Origin of the sequence: Thiocapsa sp. C2-2m (genome assembly GCF_041903745.1) — a bacterium.
Lineage (GTDB): Bacteria > Pseudomonadota > Gammaproteobacteria > Chromatiales > Chromatiaceae > Thiocapsa > Thiocapsa roseilacustris.
The window spans coordinates 68,512-92,448 of the sequence record NZ_JBBWVD010000025.1; the positions used below are offsets into that span (position 1 = coordinate 68,512).

At 64.0% G+C, this 23,937-nt stretch carries 17 protein-coding genes; 5 read left to right on the plus strand and 12 right to left on the minus strand.

Annotation, left to right across the window (positions count from 1 at the left end):
* Positions 1-111: 111 nt before the first annotated feature.
* Positions 112-1,530 (minus strand): form I ribulose bisphosphate carboxylase large subunit, encoded by a 1,419-nt coding sequence (locus AADX97_RS18860; RefSeq protein WP_093190954.1) that lies wholly within the window; start codon positions 1,528-1,530, stop codon positions 112-114.
* Between the two features lie 386 nt (positions 1,531-1,916).
* Here AADX97_RS18860 and AADX97_RS18865 point away from each other — a divergent pair, with 386 nt between their 5' ends.
* The 4 genes from AADX97_RS18865 to AADX97_RS18880 all read left to right on the plus strand — a co-directional run bounded on the left by AADX97_RS18865 (position 1,917) and on the right by AADX97_RS18880 (position 8,000).
* A complete protein-coding gene (locus tag AADX97_RS18865) occupies positions 1,917-2,870 on the plus strand; it encodes a LysR family transcriptional regulator (RefSeq protein WP_374235651.1) in 954 nt (317 codons plus the stop codon).
* A 333-nt stretch (positions 2,871-3,203) separates the two neighbouring features.
* On the plus strand, positions 3,204-4,550 hold the full coding sequence (locus AADX97_RS18870; protein ID WP_374235678.1) for a glutaredoxin family protein: 1,347 nt from the start codon (positions 3,204-3,206) through the stop codon (positions 4,548-4,550).
* 79 nt (positions 4,551-4,629) lie between these two features.
* A complete protein-coding gene (dxs, locus tag AADX97_RS18875; protein WP_374235653.1) occupies positions 4,630-6,606 on the plus strand; it encodes a 1-deoxy-D-xylulose-5-phosphate synthase in 1,977 nt (658 codons plus the stop codon).
* Positions 6,603-8,000, plus strand: coding sequence for a DUF945 family protein (locus tag AADX97_RS18880; protein WP_374235654.1), 1,398 nt, complete (start codon positions 6,603-6,605; stop codon positions 7,998-8,000). The genes dxs and AADX97_RS18880 overlap by 4 nt, the downstream gene beginning before the upstream one ends.
* A gap of 213 nt (positions 8,001-8,213) precedes the next feature.
* Here the strand turns inward: AADX97_RS18880 and AADX97_RS18885 are convergent, their stop codons facing one another.
* The 11 genes from AADX97_RS18885 to AADX97_RS18935 all read right to left on the minus strand — a co-directional run bounded on the left by AADX97_RS18885 (position 8,214) and on the right by AADX97_RS18935 (position 22,159).
* Complete coding sequence (locus AADX97_RS18885; RefSeq protein WP_374235656.1) at positions 8,214-9,452, minus strand: DUF3322 domain-containing protein; 1,239 nt, start codon at positions 9,450-9,452, stop codon at positions 8,214-8,216.
* Complete coding sequence (locus tag AADX97_RS18890; protein WP_374235659.1) at positions 9,449-12,886, minus strand: ATP-binding protein; 3,438 nt, start codon at positions 12,884-12,886, stop codon at positions 9,449-9,451. The genes AADX97_RS18885 and AADX97_RS18890 overlap by 4 nt, the downstream gene beginning before the upstream one ends.
* Positions 12,858-13,295 carry a DUF29 domain-containing protein gene (locus tag AADX97_RS18895; RefSeq protein WP_374235661.1) on the minus strand — a complete coding sequence of 146 codons (438 nt, stop codon included), beginning with the start codon at positions 13,293-13,295 and terminating at the stop codon, positions 12,858-12,860. Before AADX97_RS18895 ends, AADX97_RS18890 begins: the two co-directional genes overlap by 29 nt.
* A gap of 332 nt (positions 13,296-13,627) precedes the next feature.
* Complete coding sequence (locus AADX97_RS18900) at positions 13,628-14,278, minus strand: DUF4194 domain-containing protein (protein WP_374235662.1); 651 nt, start codon at positions 14,276-14,278, stop codon at positions 13,628-13,630.
* Between the two features lie 2 nt (positions 14,279-14,280).
* On the minus strand, positions 14,281-15,735 hold the full coding sequence (locus AADX97_RS18905; protein ID WP_374235663.1) for a DUF3375 domain-containing protein: 1,455 nt from the start codon (positions 15,733-15,735) through the stop codon (positions 14,281-14,283).
* Between the two features lie 69 nt (positions 15,736-15,804).
* Positions 15,805-16,011: a 2Fe-2S iron-sulfur cluster-binding protein gene (locus AADX97_RS18910; protein WP_374235665.1), complete on the minus strand. Its 207-nt coding sequence runs from the start codon at positions 16,009-16,011 to the stop codon at positions 15,805-15,807.
* Positions 16,012-16,014: 3 nt separating this feature from the next.
* Positions 16,015-17,496 carry a restriction endonuclease subunit S gene (locus tag AADX97_RS18915; RefSeq protein ID WP_374235666.1) on the minus strand — a complete coding sequence of 494 codons (1,482 nt, stop codon included), beginning with the start codon at positions 17,494-17,496 and terminating at the stop codon, positions 16,015-16,017.
* On the minus strand, positions 17,493-17,834 hold the full coding sequence (locus AADX97_RS18920; RefSeq protein ID WP_374235668.1) for a hypothetical protein: 342 nt from the start codon (positions 17,832-17,834) through the stop codon (positions 17,493-17,495). Before AADX97_RS18920 ends, AADX97_RS18915 begins: the two co-directional genes overlap by 4 nt.
* 70 nt (positions 17,835-17,904) lie before the next feature.
* Positions 17,905-19,362 (minus strand): N-6 DNA methylase, encoded by a 1,458-nt coding sequence (locus AADX97_RS18925; RefSeq protein WP_374235669.1) that lies wholly within the window; start codon positions 19,360-19,362, stop codon positions 17,905-17,907.
* Positions 19,363-19,365: 3 nt separating this feature from the next.
* Entirely contained in the window at positions 19,366-21,732 is a 2,367-nt protein-coding gene (hsdR, locus tag AADX97_RS18930) for an EcoAI/FtnUII family type I restriction enzme subunit R (protein ID WP_374235670.1), read from the minus strand.
* A gap of 145 nt (positions 21,733-21,877) precedes the next feature.
* Positions 21,878-22,159 (minus strand): hypothetical protein, encoded by a 282-nt coding sequence (locus AADX97_RS18935; RefSeq protein WP_374238842.1) that lies wholly within the window; start codon positions 22,157-22,159, stop codon positions 21,878-21,880.
* Positions 22,160-22,212: 53 nt separating this feature from the next.
* On the opposite strand from AADX97_RS18935, the gene AADX97_RS18940 reads away from it, so the two are divergent.
* On the plus strand, positions 22,213-23,937 hold the full coding sequence (locus AADX97_RS18940) for a hypothetical protein (protein ID WP_374239314.1): 1,725 nt from the start codon (positions 22,213-22,215) through the stop codon (positions 23,935-23,937).

Genomic DNA, 23,937 nt, shown 5'->3' on the forward strand with positions numbered 1-23,937 from the left:
TCGATCGTCAGCGTCGCTGGCGTTGAGCTTTCAACCGTCAGCTCTCAGCAAAAGGCCGGCGCTTCGCGCCGATCGCCCGTGTTTGATCGCCGACAGCTGATCGCCGACAGCTCACTTATGCGACACGTCGAGCTTATCGACGGTATCGAACTCGAACTTGATCTCCTTCCAGGTCTCCATGGCGATCTTGAGCTCGGGGCTGTGCTTGGCGGCGTTGGTGAGGATCTCCTTGCCTTCCTTCTCGATCTGCACACCCTGGTTGCGGGCCTCGACACAGGCTTCGAGCGCAACACGGTTGGCCGCGGCGCCGGCTGCGTTGCCCCAGGGGTGACCCAGGGTGCCGCCGCCGAACTGCAGGACGGCGTCGTCGCCGAAGATGTTCACCAGGGCGGGCATGTGCCAGATGTGGATACCGCCGGAGGCGACCGCGAAGGCGCCGGGCATCGCGCCCCAGTCCTGATCGAAGAAGATGCCGCGCGAGCGATCTTCCTTGATGTAGGACTCACGCAGCAGGTCGATCCAGCCGAGGGTCGACTCGCGGTCGCCTTCGAGCTTGCCGACGACGGTGCCGGTGTGCAGATGGTCGCCGCCGGATAGACGCAGGATCTTGGTCAGAACCCGGAAATGGATGCCGTGGTTCGGGTTGCGGTCGAGCACGGCATGCATGGCGCGGTGGATGTGCAGGAGCACGCCGTTGTCGCGACACCACTGGGCCAGGCCGGTGTTGGCGCAGAAGCCGCCGGTGATGTAGTCGTGCATGATGATGGGTGCGCCGATCTCCTTGGCGTACTCGGCACGCTTGAACATCTCGTCCGGGGTCGGCGCGGTGACGTTCAGGTAGTGACCCTTGCGCTCGCCGGTCTCGCGCTCGGACTTGTCGATCGCGTCCATGACGAAATCGAAGCGTTGACGCCAGCGCATGAAGGGCTGCGAGTTGACGTTCTCGTCGTCCTTGGTGAAGTCCAGACCGCCGCGCAGACACTCGTAAACGGCACGGCCGTAGTTCTTGGCGGACAGACCCAGCTTCGGCTTGATGGTGCAGCCGAGCATCGGGCGACCGTACTTGTTCATGATGTCGCGCTCGACCTGGATGCCGTGCGGCGGGCCGTTGCAGGTCATGACATAGGCGATCGGGAAACGCACGTCTTCCAGGCGCAGCGCACGCACGGCCTTGAAGCCGAAGACGTTGCCGACCAGCGAGGTGAAGACGTTGACGACCGAGCCTTCTTCGAAGAGGTCGATCGGGTAGGCGATGAAGGCGTAGAAGGCGTCGTCGTTGCCCGGGACGTCTTCGATGGCATAGGCGCGGCCCTTGTAGTGGTCCATGTCGGTCAGAAGGTCGGTCCAGACCGTGGTCCAGGTGCCGGTGGACGACTCGGCGGCGACGGCGGCGGCGGCTTCTTCACGCGGAACGCCTGCTTGCGGGGTGATCTTGAAACAGGCGAGGAGGTCGGTCTCCGACGGGGTGTAGTCCGGCATCCAGTATGTTTCGCGATACTCTTTGACGCCCGCGCTGTAGGTCTTTGCCATGTTCGCTTGTCCTCAGAAATGGTGAAGGAAATCGCCGGTCCAGTGGTCCTGGTCCGCAGTTCCGCTTGACGCGCTTCGCGCTTGGAACGTGGGGCGGCAGTATAGGCAAAAACCCTATATATACTAGTTAATATTGCTTATAGTCGACATAAGTATAGACTTATGTCTATGGTTCAGTCGCCGGTCGCCGGTCGCCGGTCGCCGGTCGCCGGTCGCCAGTCGCCTGCTATTAGCCATCAGCTTTAGGCTTTAAGCTCTCGGTTATCTGTGGAGCATCGAGCGGGTCCGATCCGCATGCGATCGGCAGTGGAGGATGATAGGTAAGCCGCCTGCCGGTCGCAGAAGGCAAGACGCAGGTGGCTCAGTAGAAATGAGGACAACCGCTCATGCATGTCTCACTCCGACAACTCAAGGTCTTCGAGGCGGTCACGCGCCATCTCAGTTACACGCGCGCGGCGGAGGAGCTGCATCTGAGCCAGCCGGCGGTCTCGATGCAGGTGCGGCAGCTTGAAGAGGAGGCCGGGTTGCCGCTGTTCGAGCGGCTCGGCAATCGGATCGTGCTGACCGAGGCCGGTCGAGAGGTCTACGATTATGGCCGGAACATCAACAGTGCGCTGCAGGAGATGGAAGAGGTGCTCGAGTCCCTGAAGGGGGTCAATCGCGGGCGGCTGCATCTTGCCGTCGCGAGCACGGTCAACTATTTCGCGCCGCGCCTCTTGGCGATCTTCCAGCAGCGCTACCCGGGGATCGGACTGCAGCTTGACGTCACCAATCGCGAGCAGCTGGTGCGCATGCTCTGCGACAACACGGTCGATCTGGTGCTGATGGGCGTGCCTCCGACAGACATGGAGGTCGAGTCCGAGGCGTTCATGGCGAATCCGCTGGTGGTGATTGCGCCGCCCGACCATCCACTTGTGGGCGAGCGAGCGATTCGTCTCGCGCGGCTGGCCGAGGAGATCTTCGTGATGCGCGAGCCCGGCTCGGGGACGCGTCAGACGATGGAGCGTTTCTTCGGCGAGCGCGGTCTGGCCATCCGTCATGGGATGCAGATGACCCGCAACGAGGCCGTGAAGCAGGCGGTTCGCTCCGGGATGGGCCTCAGCGTCGTGTCGATGCACACCATCGAGTTGGAGCTCGAAACCAGACGGCTGGTTACCTTGGATGTCGAGGGTTTTCCGGATCAGCGGCAGTGGTACCTGGTCTATCGCCGGGGCAAGCGCCTCTCGCCGGCGGCCAACGCCTTTCGGGAATTCGTTTTGACGGAGGCCGCGCTCATTGCCCCGCCGATCTTTCTCGGGGCCGGGGCGGCGCTGTCGAGTGTGTCGAGCCCCGGTCGCTAGTGGGCACCGGGAAGACCCGACCTAAACCGCGCCCGGTGCGGTATGCGTCATTTGTTGGAGTGGATCGGCCGCGCCAGCTCCGACGACTGTCGGAGCTGGCGCGGTTTAGAGTATTAAAAAATATTTAATTTTAAACCGCGTCTCCAAAAAGTTCGGAAAAATCCTTGAGCCCGCACAACATGAAAATAACGCATGTCGATCTGGACGCGGTTTAATGCTTGGAATGTGATCGAAATCCCGATTGTTGTGAACCAAGGGCAGGCCCTGCTCGATCGCCCTGCCCGCGATCGGTTTCGTCTCGGCGGCCATGGGCTGCCCTTGGCTTCGGAGGTGATGATGGCGCTGTTGATCGTTTTGCGGACCCTGATCCTCGCCTCGCTCTTGGTGTCCTCCTCCGTCGTCGTTGCGGCATCGTCCGATCCCTTCGCCGATCGGCTTGCCGAGCAGACCCCGGAATGGGTCATGACCGACGCCGAGGGCGAAATGAAGGTTCCGCTCTACGTCTTCTGGTCCAGGACCTGTCCGCACTGCGCGGTGGCGCTGGATTTTCTGGACACCCTGCGCGAGGAGCAGCCCTGGATCCAAGTTCGGTCCTACGAGTTGGCAGCCGATCGTGCGCATGTCGGGCGTTATGTCGCGATGGCCCGGGCGCTGGGCGAGGAGGCCCGCTCGGTTCCGGCCTTCTTCGTCTGCGGGCGGATGCTGACCGGCTTCGACGATGCGGACGGAGTCGGGGCGCAGTTGCTCGGTCTGGCGCGGTTCTGTCGTCAGGTCGCGGGGCAGGGTGACGCGCCGGGCGTCGAGATTTCGGCGCCGCCGTCGCCGGATAGCATCCGGTTGCCGTTCTTGGGGGCGATGGACCCCGCGGCCATGTCGCTGCCGGTCTTCACGCTGGTGCTGGCCGGGCTCGATGCCTTCAATCCCTGCGCCTTTTTTGTCCTCTTCTTCCTGCTGAGTCTGATGGTGCATGCCCGCAGCCGGGCTCGGATGCTGTTGATCGGCGGCACCTTTGTGCTCTTTTCCGGGGTGGTCTACTTCTTGTTCATGGCCGCTTGGCTAAATCTCTTTCTGGTCGTCGGCGGGGCGGCGGTGGTGACGACGGTCGCCGGGCTGGTTGCGCTCCTGGTCGGTGGGTTGAACGTGAAGGACTATTTCTTCTTTCATCGGGGGCCGAGCCTTTCGATCCCCGACCATGCGAAGCCCGGTCTCTTCGCGCGGATGCGCGGCCTGCTTGCCGCTGACCGTCTCGGTGCCATGTTGATCGGAACGCTCGTCCTGGCGTTGGCGGCGAACAGCTACGAGCTGCTCTGCACTGCGGGTTTCCCGATGGTCTACACACGGGTGCTGACACTTCATGACCTTTCCGCGCCGGCCTATTACGGCTACCTGGCCCTCTACAATCTGATCTACGTCCTGCCGCTTCTGGCCATCGTTCTGGTCTTCACCTTCACGCTAGGGGCGAAAAAGCTCACCGAGCGTCAAGGGCGGATCCTGAAGCTCCTCTCCGGTCTGATGATGCTGGGCCTCGGCGCTATGATGCTGCTGACGCCCGAGCTGCTCGTCCACCCCGGGGTCGGTGTCCTTCTGCTGCTGCTCGCGGTCGGGGCGACGATCGTCATTGCGGGCTTCGGCACGGCCCTCGATCGAGAACGACGCAGGAAGCGCTCGGGCAACCTCTAAAGAAGCACGCGTCGCTTAGCAGCCGCGCGGGGATTCGTCTAAACTAACCGACCGTCTCAGCTATGCGCGAATGCCGACCATGCCCGACCGCCCTTCGAGTGACACCGGTATCACCCTGCACCGCTATCCGTTGCTGGCTTCGATCAACTCCCCGGCGGATCTTCGCGCCTTGCCGGAGCATCTGCTGCCTTCGGTTGTCAACGAGCTGCGGGGGTATCTCGTCGACACCGTCGCTCAAACCGGCGGTCATCTTGCTGCCGGCCTCGGCGTGGTCGAGTTGACGGTCGGTCTGCACTATGTCTTCGACACCCCCGCCGACCGGCTGGTCTGGGACGTCGGCCACCAGGCCTACCCGCATAAGATCCTGACCGGGCGACGCGATCGCATGCTCAGCTTGCGCCAGAAAGACGGGCTCTCCGGCTTTCCCAAGCGCTGCGAGAGCGACTACGACTGCTTCGGCGTCGGCCATTCGAGCACCTCCATCAGTGCCGCGCTCGGCATGGCGTTGGCCGCAAGACAACAAGGCGAGAACCGCGATGCGGTCGCCATCATCGGCGACGGGGCCTTGAGTGCCGGCATGGCATTCGAGGCGCTGAACCACGCGGGCTCGATGGATATCGATCTGGTCGTCATCCTCAACGACAACGAGATGTCCATTTCGCCGCCCGTCGGTGCCATTACCAACCATCTCGCACGGCTGCTATCGGGCAAGATCTATACGACCATGCGCGAGGGTAGCAAGACCGCTCTGCGCGGGATGCCGCAGCTGCGTCATCTGGTTGGCCGCTGGGAAGAGCACATGAAAGGCATGTTGATGCCGAGCACCCTGTTCGAGGAGCTCGGGTTCAACTATATCGGCCCCATCGACGGTCACGACGTGCATTCCGTGGTCAAGACACTGCGCAACATTAAGGAGATGCGCGGTCAGCGCTTCCTCCATGTGGTGACTCAGAAGGGCCACGGCTACGAGCCTGCCGAGGGCCAGCCGGTGACCTATCACGGCGTCACGCCTTTCGATCGCCGCACCGGCGAGCTGCGCAAGGGCGCCTCCAAAGGCCCGACCTACACGCAGATCTTCGGGAGCTGGCTTTGCGACACGGCCGAGGCGGATCCGCGCCTGGTCGGCATCACGCCGGCGATGTGCGAGGGGTCCGGCCTGACAGTCTTCTCCAAACGCTTCCCGGAACGCTTCTTCGACGTCGGGATCGCCGAGCAGCACGCGGTGACCTTGGCGGCGGGCATGGCCTGCGAGGGCGTCAAACCCGTGGTCGCCATCTACTCGAGCTTTCTGCAGCGCGCCTACGACCAATTGATCCACGACGTCTGTCTGCAGGGGCTGGACGTGACCTTCGCGGTCGACCGCGGCGGTCTGGTCGGCGCGGACGGGGCGACCCATGCCGGCAGCTTTGATCTGAGCTTCGGTCGTCCGCTTCCCAAGCTCGTCATCATGGCGCCGGCCCACGAGAACGAGTGTCGCGCCATGCTTCGGACCGCCTACGAGTATCCGGGCCCGGCGATGGTTCGCTATCCGCGCGGCGGCGGGCCGGGCGTGGCGATCGATCCCGAGGCGCCGGCCCTGCCGATCGGTCGCGGGGATGTCGTCCGGCAGGGGAGCCGGGTGGCGCTGCTTGCCTTCGGTAGCATGGTGACGCCCGCATTGAAGGCAGCGGAGACCTTGGATGCGACTGTGGCCAATATGCGCTTTGTCAAGCCGCTGGATGGCGCGCTGATTCAGGCGCTGGCGCAGGGCCATGATCTCCTGGTGACCGTCGAGGAGAACAGTATCGCCGGAGGCGCCGGGAGCGGCGTGGCCGAGTGGTTGGCCGCCGAGGGTGTCGACATTCCCTGCGTGCATCTCGGGCTGCCGGATCGCTATATCGATCATGCCGAACATGTCCAACAGCTTGCCGCCTGTGGTTTGGATGCCGACGGCATCCTCGCCTCCGTGCGCGACGCCTACGGGCTTCGGTTTCCCGATCGTGACCTGTCGGATGTCGCGGACGCCGGGTCCGCAGGCGGCGCTCGGGTCAGACACCAAGGCGCCGGCGCCGCATGAGGCGATTTCTCGGCGGGGCGGTCCTGACGGTCGCGATCCTCTTCGGCCTGTTCCTCGCGGCCGGGCCGGTCGCGCTAGGATACCTGGCCAAGGCCGGCTACGAGGATCTGCTGGCCGATCTCATCGATGACCTGTCGGACCGGGAGATCCTGGAGAACAGCTACGACCGAGGCTGGTTCGCCTCCAGTGCCGCATTCGAGGTGCTGATCCAACCCGATTCGGCGGTGCAAGCGCCGCTGCGTCCCATCCGGATTCGACTGGACAGTCGCATCGAGCAAGGGCCGTGGGTCTGGCTGACGACACGCCTTCCGCCCGTCCTCGGCCGTGTCCACACGCGGCTTGAGGTCCAGGGATTCCCGGTTGCACTGCCGGTGCTGCCGATGAGCATCGATCTGTATGCAGACGGCTCCGGCCGGATAGAGCTGCGGGTGCCGCCGGGCGAGACCCTGCCGACGTCACAGGTGATGGGGCTGCGACACGGGCCGCTTGACGGCGATCTGGTCGTGTCCTCGGGACAGGAGGCCGTCGAGGTTCGGCTGACGCTCCCCGAAGGTGTGGTGACGACACCGACGGGACCGCTCGCCCGTCTGTCCGATCTTCGATTCGAGGTCGATCGGCCCGATGATTCTTCCGGCACGGGTCGCTTGCAGGTGGCCTTGGTCGAGGTCGATGGCGCAGTAGGCGCCGTTGGCTCGGCGGGAACCGCACCGCCGTCGCTGCGGATCGAGGGCCTCTCGGCGACCCTGTCGCGAACGCTTCGCGAGGGTCTCTTGGATCTGCGTCTCGGACTCGCCGCGAAGCAGCTCGCCACGGCTTCCATGACCTACGGTCGATCGGAGCTCGGCCTCTCGGGTGAGCGTCTGGACGCCGAGGCGCTCGCCGATCTGGGCGAGGGCATCCGCCTGCTGGCCACCGACCAGGTCGCGCAGGAGATGCGGGGCCTGGTCACGGCCGGCCTGATCGCGAGTCTGGCCCCGCGTTTCATCGAAAGCGCGACGCGGATCGGCGTCGAGCCGATTCGGATCGAGACCCCCGACGGCCTTGCATTGGGGCGGCTCGATCTGCGTTTGGACCCGGGCGCCGCTGCAACGAGCCGGCTGACCCCGGGTGTCGTCGATTGGTTGATCCTGCTGCGGGCCGACGGCGATCTGGAGCTTCCCGAGGCGGTCGCACTGGACGGGATCGCGCGTTCGCTCGAACCCGGATTCGAGGACGAGTCTCTGCCGACCTCGGAGCCAACGGCAGAGCAAGCCGCGCGGCAAGAGGCGGAGAACCTGCTTGCCGGATGGATCCGCGATGGCTGGGTCACCCGGCGCGATACCCGGATCTCCTCGGCATTACGTCTGGGCGACGGGCTCTTGACCATCAACGGCAAGACGGTGCCGCTTCGGTAGATGATCCTAAACCGCATCCGGAGCGAAATGCGTCATTTTAATTGCGTGCAGCCCGTAGGTTGTGCCGAGCCGTGCGAGGCACAATCAACCGTCGGCGCAAGTTGTGCTTCCTATCGTCAGCACAACCTACGGTATTGAATCGCTCCGTAAGCGGAGGCTGTTGCGCCGATGACGACGGGCATCGAGCACGATTGATGCTGGCTGTGGAGCGGCTCAAGGGGCGGCGATCGAATCGATCTCCTCCACTGTCCGGCCGCTGTTGTCGAGCAGCGCATCCGCGAGCGCAGTCTCCACCCATCGGAACCCGACCCGTTCCTGCTCCAGACGCAATCCCTTGCGGATGCGGTTGTCCCGCAGGTCGTCGAACAAGGCCCGCTCCGAAGCCGTGAGCCGCGGCAGATCGTGCATAACTTGATCTGGCTCCTCGCCCCATAGGGTCTCGTGCGCCATCAGGGTGGCGCGATCCATCAGGAAGGAGGCGAACCGGCCGAATCGACCGCGGAGCTGGTCGAGGATGGCGAAGCCGTGGGTGTCGATGTCGCCCCAGTAGTGCAGGGTGCAGGTCCCGAGCCACTCGGCCCGGGCCAGGGCATCCCAGCCATAGCCGGCGCCGAAGACGATAAGCGAGGCGGCCGCGTCCGGGAAGGCGAGAAAGTTGGTCTCGTTTTCGGTGACGAAGACGCGTCGAATCGGGATCGCAAGCCGGGCGAAGCTATCCGCATCCAGGGTGACATCGGCTCGCACCGGTCCGGGCAGCAAGCGAACGGTGTCGTCGAGCAGGCGAAACCGGACCCGGTTGGGCTTGTCGAGAAAGCCGTAGCGCGCGGCGAACCGACCGACGCCGACGCGATCCGTAGCGACCGCCTCCGCAGGCAAGACAAGATCCAACAGCTCCGAGAGGACACCGCGATGCGCCTCGATGAACTTGCTGTGGATACCCGGGATATCGACCTGCCGGATGTAGATCCCGGGACGCGGGTGGCGGCGGAGCCAGTCCACCACCGCCAGCAGGCGCTCCCAGTCGTCGGCCAGCGCGATCGCCTGCAAGGGGCGCTTGCCGAGCCAGTCGAGCAGCGCCGGTTGTTTCGATCGGCTCATCTCCACGCAACGGGCGAACTGGGTCGCATCGCCCCGTCTGCCGATCAGGGCGAGCGCGTCGTCGAGTGTGTCGACCCAGATGGTCTCGGGCAGACGCTGAGGGCCGAGCACGCGATGATTGACCGCGCGCCAAGCGATCCGCAGACGTGGAATGGCCACCAGCTCGGCGATCCAGGCCCGCACCGCCTCGAATCGATCGGCCAGATCTGCGGAGCCGGGTCCTTTCAGGCGCAGACGCAGCGGGAATCCGCTCGCGCCGGCCACGTCGTCCGTGACCAGCGGGCGCAGCAGCTCGCCGCGCTCCCAAAGGCGGATCAATTGCGCCTTGAGATCCGCCGCCGTCGTCCAGATCATGCCGCTATGGTTGTACTCGGCTCGGCCTTGCGCGCTCTGGACTCCTCGCGATACTCCTCGATCGTCAGATTGCGCAGCTTGGACTCGCGACCGCCTTCGTTGTGGACGAAGCCGACGGCGGAGACGAAGGGCTCGATGATGTGGATCTTCTGCAGCGGCGTGACGATCAGCAGTTGCAGGTTGAGCTGCTGAAAGAGCCGCAGACCGTACTGAGCCGACTCGTCCGAGCCCCGCCCGAAGGCCTCGTCGATCATGACGAAGCGGAAGGATCGCGAGCGTACCGCGCCCCATTCCAGCCCGAATTGGTAGGCGAGGCTGGCGGCCAGGATGGTGTAGGCGAGCTTCTCCTTCTGACCGCCGGATTTGCCGCCCGAGTCCGAGTAGTGCTCATGCTCGCTCCCGTCCTCGCGCCAGCGCTCGCTCGCGGCGAACAGGAACCAGTTGCGCACGTCGGTGACCTTGGCGGTCCAACGCCTGTCCGCATCGGTCTGGCCCTCGCGTCCTCGGAAGCGCTCGATGATGGTCTTCACCTGCAGGAACTTGGCCTCGGAATACTGCGCGTCCTCGGAGCCGGTCAGGGCGCCCTCGGTGCAGGCGCGCAGCTCGGACTGGAAGTCGCGGATCTCGGCGTCCGGGCTGATCTGGGATTCGAGCGCAATGTAGCGCCCCGGGTTGTAGTCGATCTGGGTAAGCGACTCGTTGATGCGCCCGATGCGCTCCTTGATGGTCTCGCGCTCGCGGGCGAGCTGGGCATTGAAGTTGGCGATCTCGTTGATGGTGTTGACGTTCAACAGCTCCTTGAAGCGCGCCTCGAAGCGGGGCAGGTCGTCGCGTCCCAACTGATCGAGCTGTTGTCGGTACTCGAAGGCCGCCTCGACGTTGGCGTCGAGCTCCTGGGTTTCGAGCTCGAAGGCGTTCTTGTAGGCCACCATCGCGGTGATGATCCGGTCGCGCAGGCCCTTGATCTTGCGTTCTTCGCTGTCGATCCGGCTCTGGAGCCAGGCGCGCATGTCCTGCTCGCGGTTGTCGCAGGACTCCACGGTCAATTGATGCTCGCCGAGCGCCTCGGTGCGCATGGCCTCCAGCCGTTCGGTGAGCTCGGCCGATGGCGCGGGCCGGTCCTCGTCCCCGCTCGGCGCGAGGATCGCTTGGGTCTGTACTCGGAGGGCCTCGGCATCCTCCTGCTTCTGATCGATCTTGGCGCGTTTCGCTTTGGCCTCTTCCAGCTCGCCCTCGATGAGCGCCAGCGCTCGGACGGCCTCGCCCAGGCGCTGATTGAGCTGCTTCAGCAGATCGGATGCCGACTCCAATCGTTGCCGCTCGTCGATCAGTGCGGCGACCTCGGTGGCGACCGAGGCCCAGTCCAGCTCGTTGAAGTCGACAAACTCTTCCAGTCGCGTCAGTGCGTTCAGGCGGGCACCGAGCGCCTTTCGCTCGGATAAGAGCTTGCCCGTGAGTGCGCCGATCTCGGCGAGATGCGCCTCGAGCCGGCGACGCTTGGCCTCCAGCGTCTCGATCTTGGCCGCATTGGTCCAGCCCAGGACATAGCGACTGCGGTCGTCGATGCGGTGACGGTCGTCCTTCTCATGACGTCCGGTCGGGTCCTTGATCTGGCCGGCACGGGTGATGGCACGGGTCTCCCGCCTGAACTGCTCCTGCGTGATGCAGCAGGCCACGTCGAAACGATGCGCCAGCTCGCGCTCGAGCCAGTCGTAGAAGGGCGAGTCGGGTTTGACGGCGATCTTGCGCACCAGCGAGTCGCGGTGCAGCTCGGGCAGGTCGCCCCGGCCTCGGGTGCTCGCTTGGGCACGTACATGGAAATAGACCAGCCGACCACGCAGATGGCTGCTGTCGACCCACTCGGCGACCGTCTTGTAGGCCGTGTCCGGCACCAACAGGGACAGGCCGAAGCCGCGCATCAGTCGCTCGGCCGCGCCTTCCCAGTCGCGTTCGTCCTCTCGCACCTGCAGCAGCTCGCCCGCGAAGGGCATCGCGTCCTCGGAAAGACTCAGCGCCTCGCAGAGCGCGGCACGGATCCGGATCTGCTGGTCGTCGATATTGCTGCGGCGGCGCTTCAGGCTGTCGATCTCGGCCTGAAGGGCGTCGTGCTCGAGCTGGCCCTGGCGCAGGGTCACGCTGTGCTCGGTGACCTCGTTCTGCAGATCGACATCCCGAGCCTGCAAACCCTCGCGGATCTCCGCGAGCCGACGCCGTTGCGCGAGGAAGGCCGTTTCGTCAGCGGCGGGCCTCTCGTCGAGATCGGCCGTCAGCTTGGCGTAGCGTCGTGCCTTGGCCTGCCGAGCGTCGCGCAGCGCCTCCAGCTTCTTGATCTCGGCGGCCAGGCGTTCGAGTCGGTCCCCGCCGTTCTCGGCCACCGCGCGCTTGAGCTCGTAGACCTGGTTGCCTTGCTCCTCGCGGCGGCCCTCCAGGCGCTTGACCAAGGCATCGACGCGCTCCCGATCCTCTTGCAGGTGCGCCAGACGTTTCTCGAGCAGCGCCAGTTTCAAACCCGCGAAGTAGACACGCAACCCGGCACGGCAGCCTCTGAGATCCTCGACCTCCCGCGTCAGGCCGGCGTGACGCTCGCAGTCCGCCACCAAGGGCGTGAGCATCTCGACCTGGCGCTTGGCCTTGAGCACTGCCTCGTGCGCGCGGTTGAGGTCGTCGAAGTGTGCGATCAGCGCCTTGATGCGTGGCTCCACCGCGAAGGGCTCCAGCATGTGTCCGCGCACGAAATCGGTGAGGTTGCCGACGGACTTCATCGAGACCGTCTGATGAAAGAGCTCGAGCGCCTGCTCGCTGTCGATGCCCAGCCGGCGCCGAAACCATGCGCCATATTTGGGGAAGCCGTCCTCGATCTCGGCACCGAGCCCGCGCAGCTTCTTGCGCAGTTGGGCGATGTCGGTTCCGAAGCGGGAGAAGTCGGTCGCGATCGAGAGATCACGCTCGGCGCAAACGAAGAAGCGCGCCGGCTGACCCTGCGCCTCCTTCATCCACAAGACCTGCGCGAGTGTGACGGTCTGGTCGTAGCCGGCGTTGTGGAAGACGCCGAGGATGACGGAGTAGTTGTTGTGATCGCGCAGACTCACGGGCTTGGCCGCCCCGGTCACCTCGTTGCGCTCGGATTTGTAATGCCCGAGCACGTAGGAGCGCAGCGTGCGCTCCTTGCTGTCGGCCCCCGCGGCCTTGTTGTAGGCGATGCGCTGGGCCGGGACCAAAAGGGTCGTCACGGCATCCACCAGGGTCGACTTGCCCGAGCCGATATCGCCGGTCAGCAGCCCGTTCTTGCCGTCGAGCGACAGGGTCCAGACGAGCCCGTCGAAGGTGCCCCAGTTGAAGACCTCCAGGCGCGACAGACGAAAGCCGGACAGGCGGTCGTCGGCGACGAAGTCCAGATCGAGCGATTCAAGCGGCTGCATCGGGCCAGTGATCATCGAGAATCTGTTCGACGGTGAAAGGGCATACGGCGGGAAACAGCGTCTCCTCGACGCCGATCTCCCATGCGGCCTGCAGTTTTGCCTTCGCGTAGGCGTCCTGGATAAACGCATCGAGACGGGCTCGTAAGCTCGGATTGTCGCGGAGTAAGGCGGCAACATCGAGTCGTTGGATCTTGATGGTCAAACGCCAACTGTTGCCGCGTCGCTCCGGCTGATAACGCCACTTGAGCTGGTGGGCCAGGAGGATCGCCAGACGGTTGATCAATTCGCGCCGCTCGCTTGCCCCCATGCTGTCCAACTCCTCGATCAGATGCGCCACATCCAAGTCGTCGAACCGCCCTTGCCGCAGGAGGCTCGCCTGGCGCTCGGCCCATGCGGAAAAGTCCTGCTCGTAAAGAGGTGTCATGAATCGCCTCGCACCCTTTGCGTTGAATTATCGCGCCATCGTCACGCGATTGCCGAATGGTTTCCACTCCTTGCGTTCGTCGCCCCGGCTTTGGTCATCCTTTCGTCCAGGCCTCTCGGGTTCCCCGACCGGATGCCAAACTCCGGCCGCACGCCCGGGTACGCCGACTTCAGTCGGCTCCCGGGGAGGCGGACTTCAGTCCGCCGTGCGGGCGCGCTCGGGCGATTGAAGCCGCCCAAGCGCGTGAGCCGACTGAAGTCGGCGGACCCGGGGGCGATCTGAACACTGCCGATGTGGCCGAGACGATGATCGATGCCGTCGCCCCTGACGGCTCAAGCGCTCTTGTCCGGATCGACCTGCGCCCGATAGACCTCCAGCCGTGCGTCGAAGTCCGCCAACCATTGTGCATCGACGAACGCCTTCAGGAGCCGCCGCACCTCGTAGCTGTCCGGGCCGCGGGCGGTGCCGCCGGCGGCCTTCAGACGGCGCAGAAAGCCGAGCTCGACGACCTTGTTGATGTGGGTCTCGATCTGGTCGATGAGTCTCGCCTCGTTGCTGCTCTGCGGGAGGAAGACACGCACCAGCTCGACGATCTCGTCGCGCGAGAGCACGAGTCGCGTCTCGGCGCCGCCGGCATCGAACTCGGCGAGCTTTTTCCGGAGCAGGGCCAGCAAGAGGCTGACCGGAAACGACAGCGGCCGACGCGCGACCAGACGCGGCAACTTGGCGGCGGCTTCGTCCTCGGCGATCTCGGCACGGCTCTTGAGAAAGGCATAGCCTTCCGCCTCGTCGAGCACCAGCTCCAGTCCGAGCACCGACACATAGTCCCGCACCCGCGCCTGTAGGTCGAGCAGCGTGCCCCAGAGTCGCTCGTCGCCCTCGCGATAGAGGACCCCTTTGAGCAGGCCGATCACCAGTGTGGACAGCTCCGCCCCGGCCGCGAGCGCCGGGGTGTCCCGGGCCTGTCCTTGGTCGTCGTCCATCCTCACCTCTCTCTGACAAAGATGACGCGGGGAAGTCGGGCGGCCTTGCGGACCGTCATGCCGTCGCTGGCGCACGCCTCCCAGACAATCACCTCCGGGGCATTCTCGTCCAGAGTCGTCCTGAAGGCGTCGCTGCCCAATTGAAGGTAGGCCACCAGCTCCGCGAGACCCTGCGTCAAGGGCTGCAGCTCGGTCAGCTCGCGCAGCGTGACCTGGGAGCGATCCTGCAAGGCATGGCGGATGTGGCGGGCAAGCTGCGCGCGGTCGACCACGACCTGCGCATAGAGCGCATCGGCGTCCAGATCGGCGTCGCCTGCCTGCAGCTCCAGATCAGCGATGACCGGCTTCAGTGGCGGGGTGTAGAGCGGGCGCTCCATCGGCAGCTCGACCGCGGCGGCGGACTCGGCGATGCGCATCACCTCGCCGGTCGGCTGATGCTCGCGCAGGGCCAGCGCCTTGGCCTCGATCCCGTGCAGGATGTCCATGATACGCCGGTTCTCCAGCCACGCCTGATCGTCGAGAAAGCGCCGCAGCTGCTGCGAGAGCTGCGCGACCGTGCGTTGGGTGTGCTCGCCGGCCTCGAGCCAGTCGTAATGCACGCGGCGGGTGCGCGCATCCGGCTTCAGCTCCGCGACCGGGGGCAGGGCGAGCACCCGGTCCAACAGCTCGGTCAGCTCCTCCTGGCGGCGGCTGGACATGAGGAAATCCCAAAAGGCCCGAAAGCTGCGTCCCTGGTCGGAATCGGCGATGGCGTCGCGCTCGCCCATGATCTCCTCCAGGAGCGCGCCCTTGGCACCCTCCCAGAGCGCGATCCGCTCGCGCACCCGCCGATCGAGCAGACGGAAGTTGTGCTCCACCTCGCGAAAGTCGGTCAGCAGCTCGCGGGCCAATTGCATGAACTGCTGGAAGCGATCCTTCAGCGCCGTGTCGTCCAGCAGCGGCACGTCGCCGCCCAGCACCCGCGAGATCTCGGCATCGATCTCGTCGCGCCGCTTCGTGAGCTCCGCGATGCGCTTCTCGGGATCGGCCTCGCTGCCCTCGCTCATCTGCTTGAGCAGCTCGAACAGGGTCAAGAGCCGCGACTCCGTTCCCACGAAACTGCGCTCCGAGAGGGTGCCGAGCCAGGCGATCGCCTTCTCGGTCGCCGGGGTCAGGTCGAATTGCGGCTCGTCCGAGTCACGGGCGTAGAACTTACGGAGCCAGCCCTTCTCCGGGCCGGCCCAGTCGTTGAGATACTCCAACGCCGGCTTCGGGAAGCTGCCCTCGCCGAGACGCTCGCGCAGTGCATACAACTCGTCTTCCAGCGCCTCGGCCAGATCCGCCGCCGACATCACCCGAACATTCGGCTGCACGAAGACGCGGTTCAGAAAGCTCGCCACGAGCGACGCATGATCCGAGCGCAGCAGCCGCCACGCGGGGTGGTGGGTGCGCAGGGTGTCGAGGGTCGTGAAGTCCATGATCCACGGATGATGCCTCAGGAGCGGATCGGCTGCGACCTTTGATGGACCGAGGGTGCCGACCTCGGATCAGCTCATGTGCTCTTCTTCCACTCGGCACGTCCCGCACCCTCCGACATGCCGGCACCCGCGAACGAGAAGACGAAACCGCGCGGACAAGATCGCTTCAACGTCCTCATCGTCGACGACCGCGTCGAAGCGGCGGTTCTTCCCAAAGCCCGCGGGCTCTTCGAGATTGGCTTCGTGCTCAAAGGATCGTTGTGGACGAATCGGCATCGATCAGGCTTGACCGGTGAGCTCGGCGACGAGGGCAGAGAGGAGATTCGCGGCGGTGGCGCGGGAGACGGCGAGCTGGGTTTCCAACTCGTCCACCAAGGCCATCAGTTGGTCCACTTTGGCCACGATTCGGCGTTGTTCGGCGAGGGGTGGGATGGCGAGGACTATCGGATTTACCTTGGCCCCAGATATGACAGGCTGAGCGGTGGCGTTGTCACGTTCGCGGAGGTCGGTTGCCTTGAGGAGCCAGCTTAGAAAACTAATCGCGACGTGTTTCTCATCAAATGTTGTGATGAACGCGTTATCCGTGACCCACGCCTTTTCCGGCGTCATGTGAATGCTGCCGCAATAAAAGCCGACTCGGCCGATGACGAGCGTCCGCTTGGCCACATTGTGCCTGTCATGGTAGCCGGTCACTCCGTTGCCGCCGTATACCGGTATTGGTCCTTCGTTCATATTTCGTGCAGTCAGGCCATCGCCCGAAGATATGCGTATGAGCTGTCCAAGCCGGCACCATACCCAGCCTCTTGGCAACGAGAATGGCAATTCCTCTTCCTCAATAGCCGGAAGCGGTTTTGGTGCGGAAAGTCTCTTGGCGGCAACTAAGTGCTCAAACAGGGAGCGCGTGGCTCGGAGTATCGATTCCGCCGGTTCGTCGTTGGGATCTTGAGGGACGAGTTTGCCTTGGACGGCAAGGGTGAGGATTGACTTTCGTAAGTCTGAAGGTTGAATGTTGAAAGATGAATGGAACAGGAATTGGAGGTTGGCCGGGGTGGGCGCTTCTGCGAAGCGGGCCAGCGCCGCGCGGGCGAGCGCGGTGTGCCGCGTCTCCCGTTCCTGCTGCTGCGCATCCAGCCGATCACACAACGCCATCAGCTCATCCACCTTCGCCACGATCCGCTTCTGCTCGGCGATTGGTGGAACTTTCACGATCTCTTTGTGCACGACGTTCCGATTGAGTGTCGGCACTGCGGTTGCAGTGCTGAAACGATCAAGATTCAGGGAGCGAAGTAGCAGGCATATAAATTGAGGATAATTTCCGAAAAAGTCTTCGACGTAGAGTGCCGTATTTAACGGCCAGAAGTCTTCGTTAATGAAGTGAACCTTTCCGATGCTTCCACTTCGCCCAGTCACAACCCCCGGTCCCTTCACCATGTGGATTTCGTGAACTCCGACAGGGCCGTTCGCAGCAAAGATTGGAACCGACCCCTGTCTGCGAACCTGCGTCGGCAAATCGTATCCACGACGAAGGCGCGAGACTTCCCCGAGTAATGATTCGGTCCACGCATCTTTGTCTTCTTCTGATAACTTTCCTGAAACCGCCATGTGCAACACCAACTCACGCATCTTTGCCACCGCGCCAGGCGCGTCGGCGAAGAGGTCGAACTTCTCGAAGAAAGTATGAAGGTTCAAGGATGAAGGATGAGGGGATACGGATGAGAGTTGAAGGGCGAGAGATGACGTGGCGGCAGGATCAGCTTTCATAATTCAACCTTCATCCTTTCCTCGCTGTCCCACATGCCCCGGTAGGCGTGGACGTAGCCGGCGGTGGCGGCGGGATTGATGGCGTAGTAGTAGCGGCAGAGGGCTTTGAAGAGAGCAAGTCCTTCCGGAATGCAGGCGCAGTCGAGCAGGTGAACCAGGGTGTGCTCGATGTCCTGAGCGGCCCGGGACTGGGATTGGATGAGGTCTTGCGCGATGGGAGTGAGGGCCGCGACGCGTTGCCGATGGAGATCGTTCAGCGTGGCTGCGAGGGCTCTGATTTCTGCGAATTCGGAAGCCACAGGGGCAGGTGCAGGCTTGCGGACCGCTTTAGCCTTCATGGCCGATCTCCTTTCCGAGTTGTTTGAGATTCGGGAGACAGTGTCTCCCGAATTTGCATTCCCTGCTTTTTCATCGGTTCAATGCCTCCACGAGCTGTGCCTTCAGCTGGGCGCGGGTCTCGGCGATCTGGGCCAGCAGCCGTTCATACTCCGGCAACAGATGATCCAGGTCCCCCGGTCCGGTGTCCGGATTGTGCGGGTTCTTGAGATCGAGGTTGAAGTTGCCGGCCTTGATGGTGTCGATGGAGACGCGCCAGGCCTGCTCGTTTTCCATGCGGGACTTGAAGCCGTCCTTCTCCTCGCCCCACCAGGCGCGCTCGGCCTCGAACTCTTCGATGCGGATGGGTTTGCCCTTGTTGTAGCTCTTGGTGCCGGGCGGATAGGGGTGCTCGTAGTACCAGACCTCCGTCGTCGGCCGGCCCTTGGTGAAGAAGAGGAGGTTGGTGCGAATGCCGGTGTAGGGATTGAAGACACCGTTGGGCAGACGGACGATGGTGTGGAGGTTACAGTCGGTGAGCAACGCTTCCTTGATGCGAGTCTTTACGCCTTCGCCGAAGAGGGTGCCGTCCGGCAGGACCAGACCGGCGCGGCCACCGGGCTTGAGGATCTTCATCAGCAGCACGAGGAAGAGATCGGCGGTCTCGCGGGTGCGGAATTCGGCCGGGAAGTTGGCCTCGATGCCGTCCTCCTCCATGCCGCCGAAGGGCGGGTTGGTGACGATGACATCCACCCGTTCCTTCGGCCCCCAGTCGCGCAGGGGACGGGCGAGGGTGTTGTCGTGGCGGACGTTGGACGGCACATCGATGCCGTGCAGGAGCAGGTTGGTCATGCACAGGACGTGCGGGAGATGCTTCTTCTCGATCCCGGCGAAGCAGTCCTGAATGCTGCGCTCGTCGGCCTCGGTCTTGGCCTGCTTGCGCAGGTGCTCGATGGCGCAAACGAGGAAGCCGCCGGTGCCGCAGGCGGGGTCGAGGATGGTCTCGCCGAGGCGGGGATTGACCTGCTCGACGATGAACTGGGTGACGGCGCGCGGGGTGTAGAACTCGCCGGCATTACCCGCGGACTGGAGGTCCTTGAGGAGCTTTTCGTAGATGTCGCCGAACATGTGCCGGTCATCGGAGGCATTGAAGTCGATGCCGTTGATCTTGTTGATCACCTGGCGCATCAAGGTGCCGTTCTTCATGTAGTTGTTGGCATCCTCGAAGCTCATGCGGATGAGCCCGCTGATCCGGTCGCCGCTGCCGGTGAGGGCCTTGAGCCTGGGCAGTAGGCTGTTGTTGACGAAGTCGAGCAGGGCATCGCCGGTGATGCCTTCGTCGTCCGCAGCCCAACTGGACCAACGCAACCGCTCGGGAAGCGGCGAGCGGTAGTCGTCTCGCAACAGCTCCAGCTCCTTCTCGCGGTCGTCGAAGATCTTGAGGAAGAACATCCAGCCGAGTTGTTCGAGCCGCTGTGCGTCGCCGTAGGTGCCGGCGTCCTTGCGCATGATGTCCTGGATGGTTTTGACGAGATTCGAAACATTCGGCATGGGTCAGGCGGCCTTCTGATACAGGGCGGTTTCAAGTTGACGCACGGCGGCAAGATAGGCGCTCTTGCCGCCGAAGAGTTTGACGATCTCCACCGGGGTGCCCAAGGTGGGCAGCGGGTCCACCTTGAGGATGTCGAGTGACTCGACGCTGCGGATGCCGGCATCGGCGTATTTCTGGAGCAGGGCATTGAGGACAGCGCGGGCCTGGTCGCCATAGGTGCCGAAGACGTTGCGCTTGCGCACCTTCTCGGCCCGTTCCTGCCGCGTCAGGGGCGGTTGGTCGAAGGCCACGTGGCAGACGAGATCGAAGGCGTCGTAGTCGCGGCCAACCTGCTCGGCGAGCTCGTCGAGGAACACGCCTTGGGCAACTAGCTCCTCCAGGATGACCTGCTTGCGGTCGGCGTCGTTCCAGGCGTTGAGGAAGGCGTCCAGGGAGGTGTAAGCCTTGCGCAAGGTCTTGCGGGAGTAGTCCCGCAAGGACTCGGTGATGAGCTTGCCGTCCGCATCAAGGTACTGCACGCGCTCCGTGACGACGCGGACCTCGACGTCGTCCACGTAGTAGCGCGTGACGCCTGGGCCAGACGAAGGTTGCTGACCTCCGAACGGATCGGCATCGCCCGCCCCGCCGGCCTCTCCTTCGCCTTCTTGCGGCTCATCGTCCGGTGGGATGGGCGGCTGATCGGGACCTGGCTCGAAGATCTGCACGGGATCGCCGTCGAAGTCCGGGTCGGCGAAGAGGGCGGTCGCGCGCCGAAAATCCATGATGGTGAAGTAGAGCTTGTTGTAGTCCTCGTTGATGCGGGTGCCGCGGCCGATGATCTGCTTGAACTCGGTCATGGAGTTGATGCGCTTGTCGAGCACGATCAGATGGCAGGTCTGGGCATCCACACCGGTGGACATGAGTTGGGAGGTCACGGCGATGACCGGAAAGGTGGATTCCGGATCGATGAAGTTGTCGAGCTGGGCCTTGCCCTCGTCGTTGTCGCCGGTGATGCGCATGATGTACTTGCTGTTGGCGGCGGCCAGGTCCGGGTTGGCGTTGACCAGGGCCTGACGCATGCGCTCCGCATGATCGATGTTCTGGCAGAAGACGATGGTCTTGGCGAAACGGTCCGTCGCCTTGAGGAACTCGGTGATCTTGGCGGCGACCAGGGTGGTGCGTTGGTTGAGGACGAGGTTCTTGTCGTAGTCGGTGTCGTTGTATTCGCGGTCCTCGATGGCATGACCGAACCTGTCGGTTTGCCCGGACTCCGGGCGCCAGCCGTCGAGATCCCGATCAAGCCCGATGCGTACAACCTTGTAGGGCGCGAGAAAGCCGTCCGAGATGCCCTGCCGCAACGAGTAGGTGTAGATAGGCTCGCCGAAGTAGTCGATGTTCGAGACCTCTTTGGTCTCCTTGGGGGTGGCCGTCATCCCGATCTGGGTCGCCGTGGAGAAGTATTCGAGCACCTTTCGCCAGGCGGCATCGTCCGCGGCGCTGCCCCGATGACACTCGTCCACGAAGACCAGATCGAAGAAATCCGGGGAGAACTGCGTGTAAATGTTCTGCTCTTCCTCGGTACCGGTCACCGCTTGATAGAGGCAGAGATAGATCTCGAACGCCTTGTCCACCGTGCGGTTGGTGATCTTGGTCATGGCCTGACCGAAGGGCTTGAAGTCGTTGGTCTTGGTCTGGTCGGCCAGGATGTTGCGGTCCACCAGAAAAAGGATGCGTTTCTTGGCGCCCGATCGCCACAGCCGCCAGATGATCTGAAAGGCGGTGTAGGTCTTGCCCGTACCCGTGGCCATGACCAGCAAGATGCGGCTCGCGCCGCGGGCAATGGCCTCCACGGTGCGGTTGATGGCAATGCGCTGGTAATAGCGGGGGGCCTTGCCGGAACCGTCGTCAAAATAGTCCTGAACCGCGACGGCCTGCCCTTCCGCGACCAACCCCTTGGCCTTGCAGTAGCGCGCCCAGAGCTCGGCCGGGGTGGGGAATTGGTCGAGCGGGATTTCGCGCGTCACGGCCCCGGTGGTCACCGTGCGGTCGTGTTCCAGAAAGGCGTCACCGTTGGAGCTGTAGACGAAGGGAATATCGAGCATTTCCGCGCAATCCAGCGCTTGCTGCATGCCGTCGCCGACGGCGTGATTGTTGTCCTTGGCCTCGATGAGGGCGAGCGGGATGTTGGGCCTGTACACGAGGATGTAGTCGGCGCGTCTGGCAACGCCACGCTTCACCGTCTTCCCGCGAACGATGACCCGGCCTCTGGTGAAGTAGACCTCCTCGCGCACCTGTGTCAGGAGGTCCCACTTGTCCCCATGCGCACCGACCAGCGCGGGCGTGATGAACTTGGTGCGAATGTCTGCTTCGGTCAGTGCCTTCTTGTTCATGCCCGTATGAGCTTCCCTGTTGGATTCACGGTGCGCGGGGCTTCCAGCGTGCCTGGATCGCGTACGCCGGGCGCTCCGCCGTAACGCCGTATCAAGACAGTGTCCATGCCAAGGACGTCGGCTAGGGTTGGAAAATCGCGGTCGGTCACTTGGCCAGTTCGCGATAGAGGCTGTCGAGTTCATCGAGACTGAAGGCGAACGCGGTCATGACATGCCGTCGCGGCCGATCTTTCTGCTGGCGGTCGATGTACTCGCGCAGGGCTTCGTCCAACACGGATTGAAATTGGCGCCCTTGGGCTAGGGAGTTCAATCTGACCCGATAAGGCACGAAATAGCTCATGCCGGTCTCGTGTCGCGGGGTGCGGGTGGTGATGCGCCGGCTGTCCTCCCGCCGGCCGCCATCGACAGCCCCGTCGCCTCCGGGCACACTTCGCGGCACCGGGATCCCACCACCAGCCGAATCCGAGCCGATACGCACCGATGGACACTTTCAAAACCCCCGTGGCCCGATTGGCCCGACTGTTCCGGGCATCGCGCGATGCGTGGCGGGCCAAAGCCCTGGACAAGCAACAGCGACTGCGCGCGGCTCGGGTCAAGATCCGAGATCTGGAAGCGAGCCGCACCTATTGGAAGAACCGGGCGCTGGCGTCGGAAGGCGGTGAACAGCCCGCGGCATCGGCAGCAACACCCGCCGGCGAGGCGGAGGACCCGGACGATGCGGCTCGGCAGCTGGTGCGCTTGCCCCCGCCCGGTCACCGGCATTCGGTCCTGGTCATTCAACTGACGCTGCGGATGTATCTAAGTGCCGGACTCGGCAGCCGCGGGGTGCCCCGCGTACTGGGTCTGCTCGCGCCCTGGATGCCGGTGAGCATGCCGGCGCATACGACGGTCCTCAACTGGGTTTACCGCTGCGGATTGGCGATCCTCCTGCAGCCGCCGCAGCGGCGCGAGGATTGGATTTTCGTGGCCGATCATACGCTTGAACTGGGCACATCGAAGTGTCTCGTGATTCTGGGCATCCCCGCCGCCCGACTGCTCGAGACCGGCTACAGCCCGTCGCACCGGGCCATGCAGGTGCTCGCCGTGAAGGTGACGACGCACAGCACCGGGGAGTGGGTCGCCACGGTGCTGCGCGAGGTCGCCGAGCGCACCGGTGTGCCGGTGCAGATCGTCGCCGATCACGGCAGCGACCTGCACAAGGGGATCACGCTGTTTCGGCAGGAACAGACTACAGACTGTGTGGAAACCTATGATATTTCGCACCGCATCGCCACCCTGCTCAAGGCGGAGTTGCATCCGGACGGGCGCTGGCAGACCTTTTTGTCGCACTGCACGCGGACCCTGGCGTCTTTTCAGCAAACCGACTTGGCCTTTCTGTTGCCGCCGCGTCAGCGCACCAAGGCGCGCTTCATGCACGTCGACACCCATGTCGAGTGGGCGCAAAACCTACTCGCCTACCAGGAGCGGGGAGATTTCAGTGCCGTTCGGCCCACCTGCGTTCTGACGGTCGCCGCCCGGGACCACCTGCGCGATCGCTTGGGCGTCGCCCGCGTGCGTCCCCTGCACGTGCTGCTGGGCCATCGGCATCCCGATAAGGCAGCCTTCTGCGAGGCCCTGCAGGCGGCCTCCGACCTACAGCTCGCGGATCTGGACGACGCCTTTTGGGATCTCGCCGACACCGGCCGCGCGCGCTTTCTGGAAGGCTTCGCCTGGGTGAGTGCCTATCGCGAGGATCTGGCGGTCTATGCGCAGATGATGGAACAGTCCAAGGCCATCCAGAGCGTTCTCAAGTCCGAGGGACTGCACGCCGGCGTCTGCGAATCGCTTCAATCCACACTCGCCCCGCGCACCGCGCTCGCTCCGCGAGCCGCCCGCTTTACCGACCGGGTCCTGGAACAAGTCGCGGTACAAGCCGCCAAGATCCCGCCCGGCGCGACCTGGCTGGCGTCCTCCGACATCATCGAATCGGTGTTCGGAAAATACAAAATGTTCACCGCACGCGGCCCCCTCAAAGAGATCGGCCGGCTGGTGTTGGCGATTCCCGCCTTCCTCACCGATCTGACGAGCCCGGTTATTCACGAGGCGATGACCTCGGTGCGCACCCTGGATGTCGAGCAATGGGTCAAGACGCATCTCGGCGACTCTATGCTGGCCCGGCGACGACAGGCGTTCAAGGCGCCGAAGCTCGACATGAAAACGGCATGA

Bases quoted from the DNA above. Each gene is read 5' to 3' on its own strand.
- hsdR (WP_374235670.1), bottom strand. From the start codon at position 21,732: ATGAACAAGAAGGCACTGACCGAAGCAGACATTCGCACCAAGTTCATC.
- AADX97_RS18885 (WP_374235656.1), bottom strand. From the start codon at position 9,452: ATGATCTGGACGACGGCGGCGGATCTCAAGGCGCAATTGATCCGCCTT.
- AADX97_RS18895 (WP_374235661.1), bottom strand. From the start codon at position 13,295: ATGACACCTCTTTACGAGCAGGACTTTTCCGCATGGGCCGAGCGCCAG.
- AADX97_RS18880 (WP_374235654.1), top strand. From the start codon at position 6,603: ATGAGGCGATTTCTCGGCGGGGCGGTCCTGACGGTCGCGATCCTCTTC.
- AADX97_RS18890 (WP_374235659.1), bottom strand. From the start codon at position 12,886: ATGATCACTGGCCCGATGCAGCCGCTTGAATCGCTCGATCTGGACTTC.
- AADX97_RS18870 (WP_374235678.1), top strand. From the start codon at position 3,204: ATGATGGCGCTGTTGATCGTTTTGCGGACCCTGATCCTCGCCTCGCTC.
- AADX97_RS18900 (WP_374235662.1), bottom strand. From the start codon at position 14,278: ATGGACGACGACCAAGGACAGGCCCGGGACACCCCGGCGCTCGCGGCC.
- AADX97_RS18940 (WP_374239314.1), top strand. From the start codon at position 22,213: ATGGACACTTTCAAAACCCCCGTGGCCCGATTGGCCCGACTGTTCCGG.
- AADX97_RS18860 (WP_093190954.1), bottom strand. From the start codon at position 1,530: ATGGCAAAGACCTACAGCGCGGGCGTCAAAGAGTATCGCGAAACATAC.
- AADX97_RS18910 (WP_374235665.1), bottom strand. From the start codon at position 16,011: ATGCCGATTCGTCCACAACGATCCTTTGAGCACGAAGCCAATCTCGAA.
- AADX97_RS18865 (WP_374235651.1), top strand. From the start codon at position 1,917: ATGCATGTCTCACTCCGACAACTCAAGGTCTTCGAGGCGGTCACGCGC.
- AADX97_RS18920 (WP_374235668.1), bottom strand. From the start codon at position 17,834: ATGAAGGCTAAAGCGGTCCGCAAGCCTGCACCTGCCCCTGTGGCTTCC.
- AADX97_RS18905 (WP_374235663.1), bottom strand. From the start codon at position 15,735: ATGGACTTCACGACCCTCGACACCCTGCGCACCCACCACCCCGCGTGG.
- AADX97_RS18925 (WP_374235669.1), bottom strand. From the start codon at position 19,362: ATGCCGAATGTTTCGAATCTCGTCAAAACCATCCAGGACATCATGCGC.
- AADX97_RS18915 (WP_374235666.1), bottom strand. From the start codon at position 17,496: ATGAAAGCTGATCCTGCCGCCACGTCATCTCTCGCCCTTCAACTCTCA.
- dxs (WP_374235653.1), top strand. From the start codon at position 4,630: ATGCCCGACCGCCCTTCGAGTGACACCGGTATCACCCTGCACCGCTAT.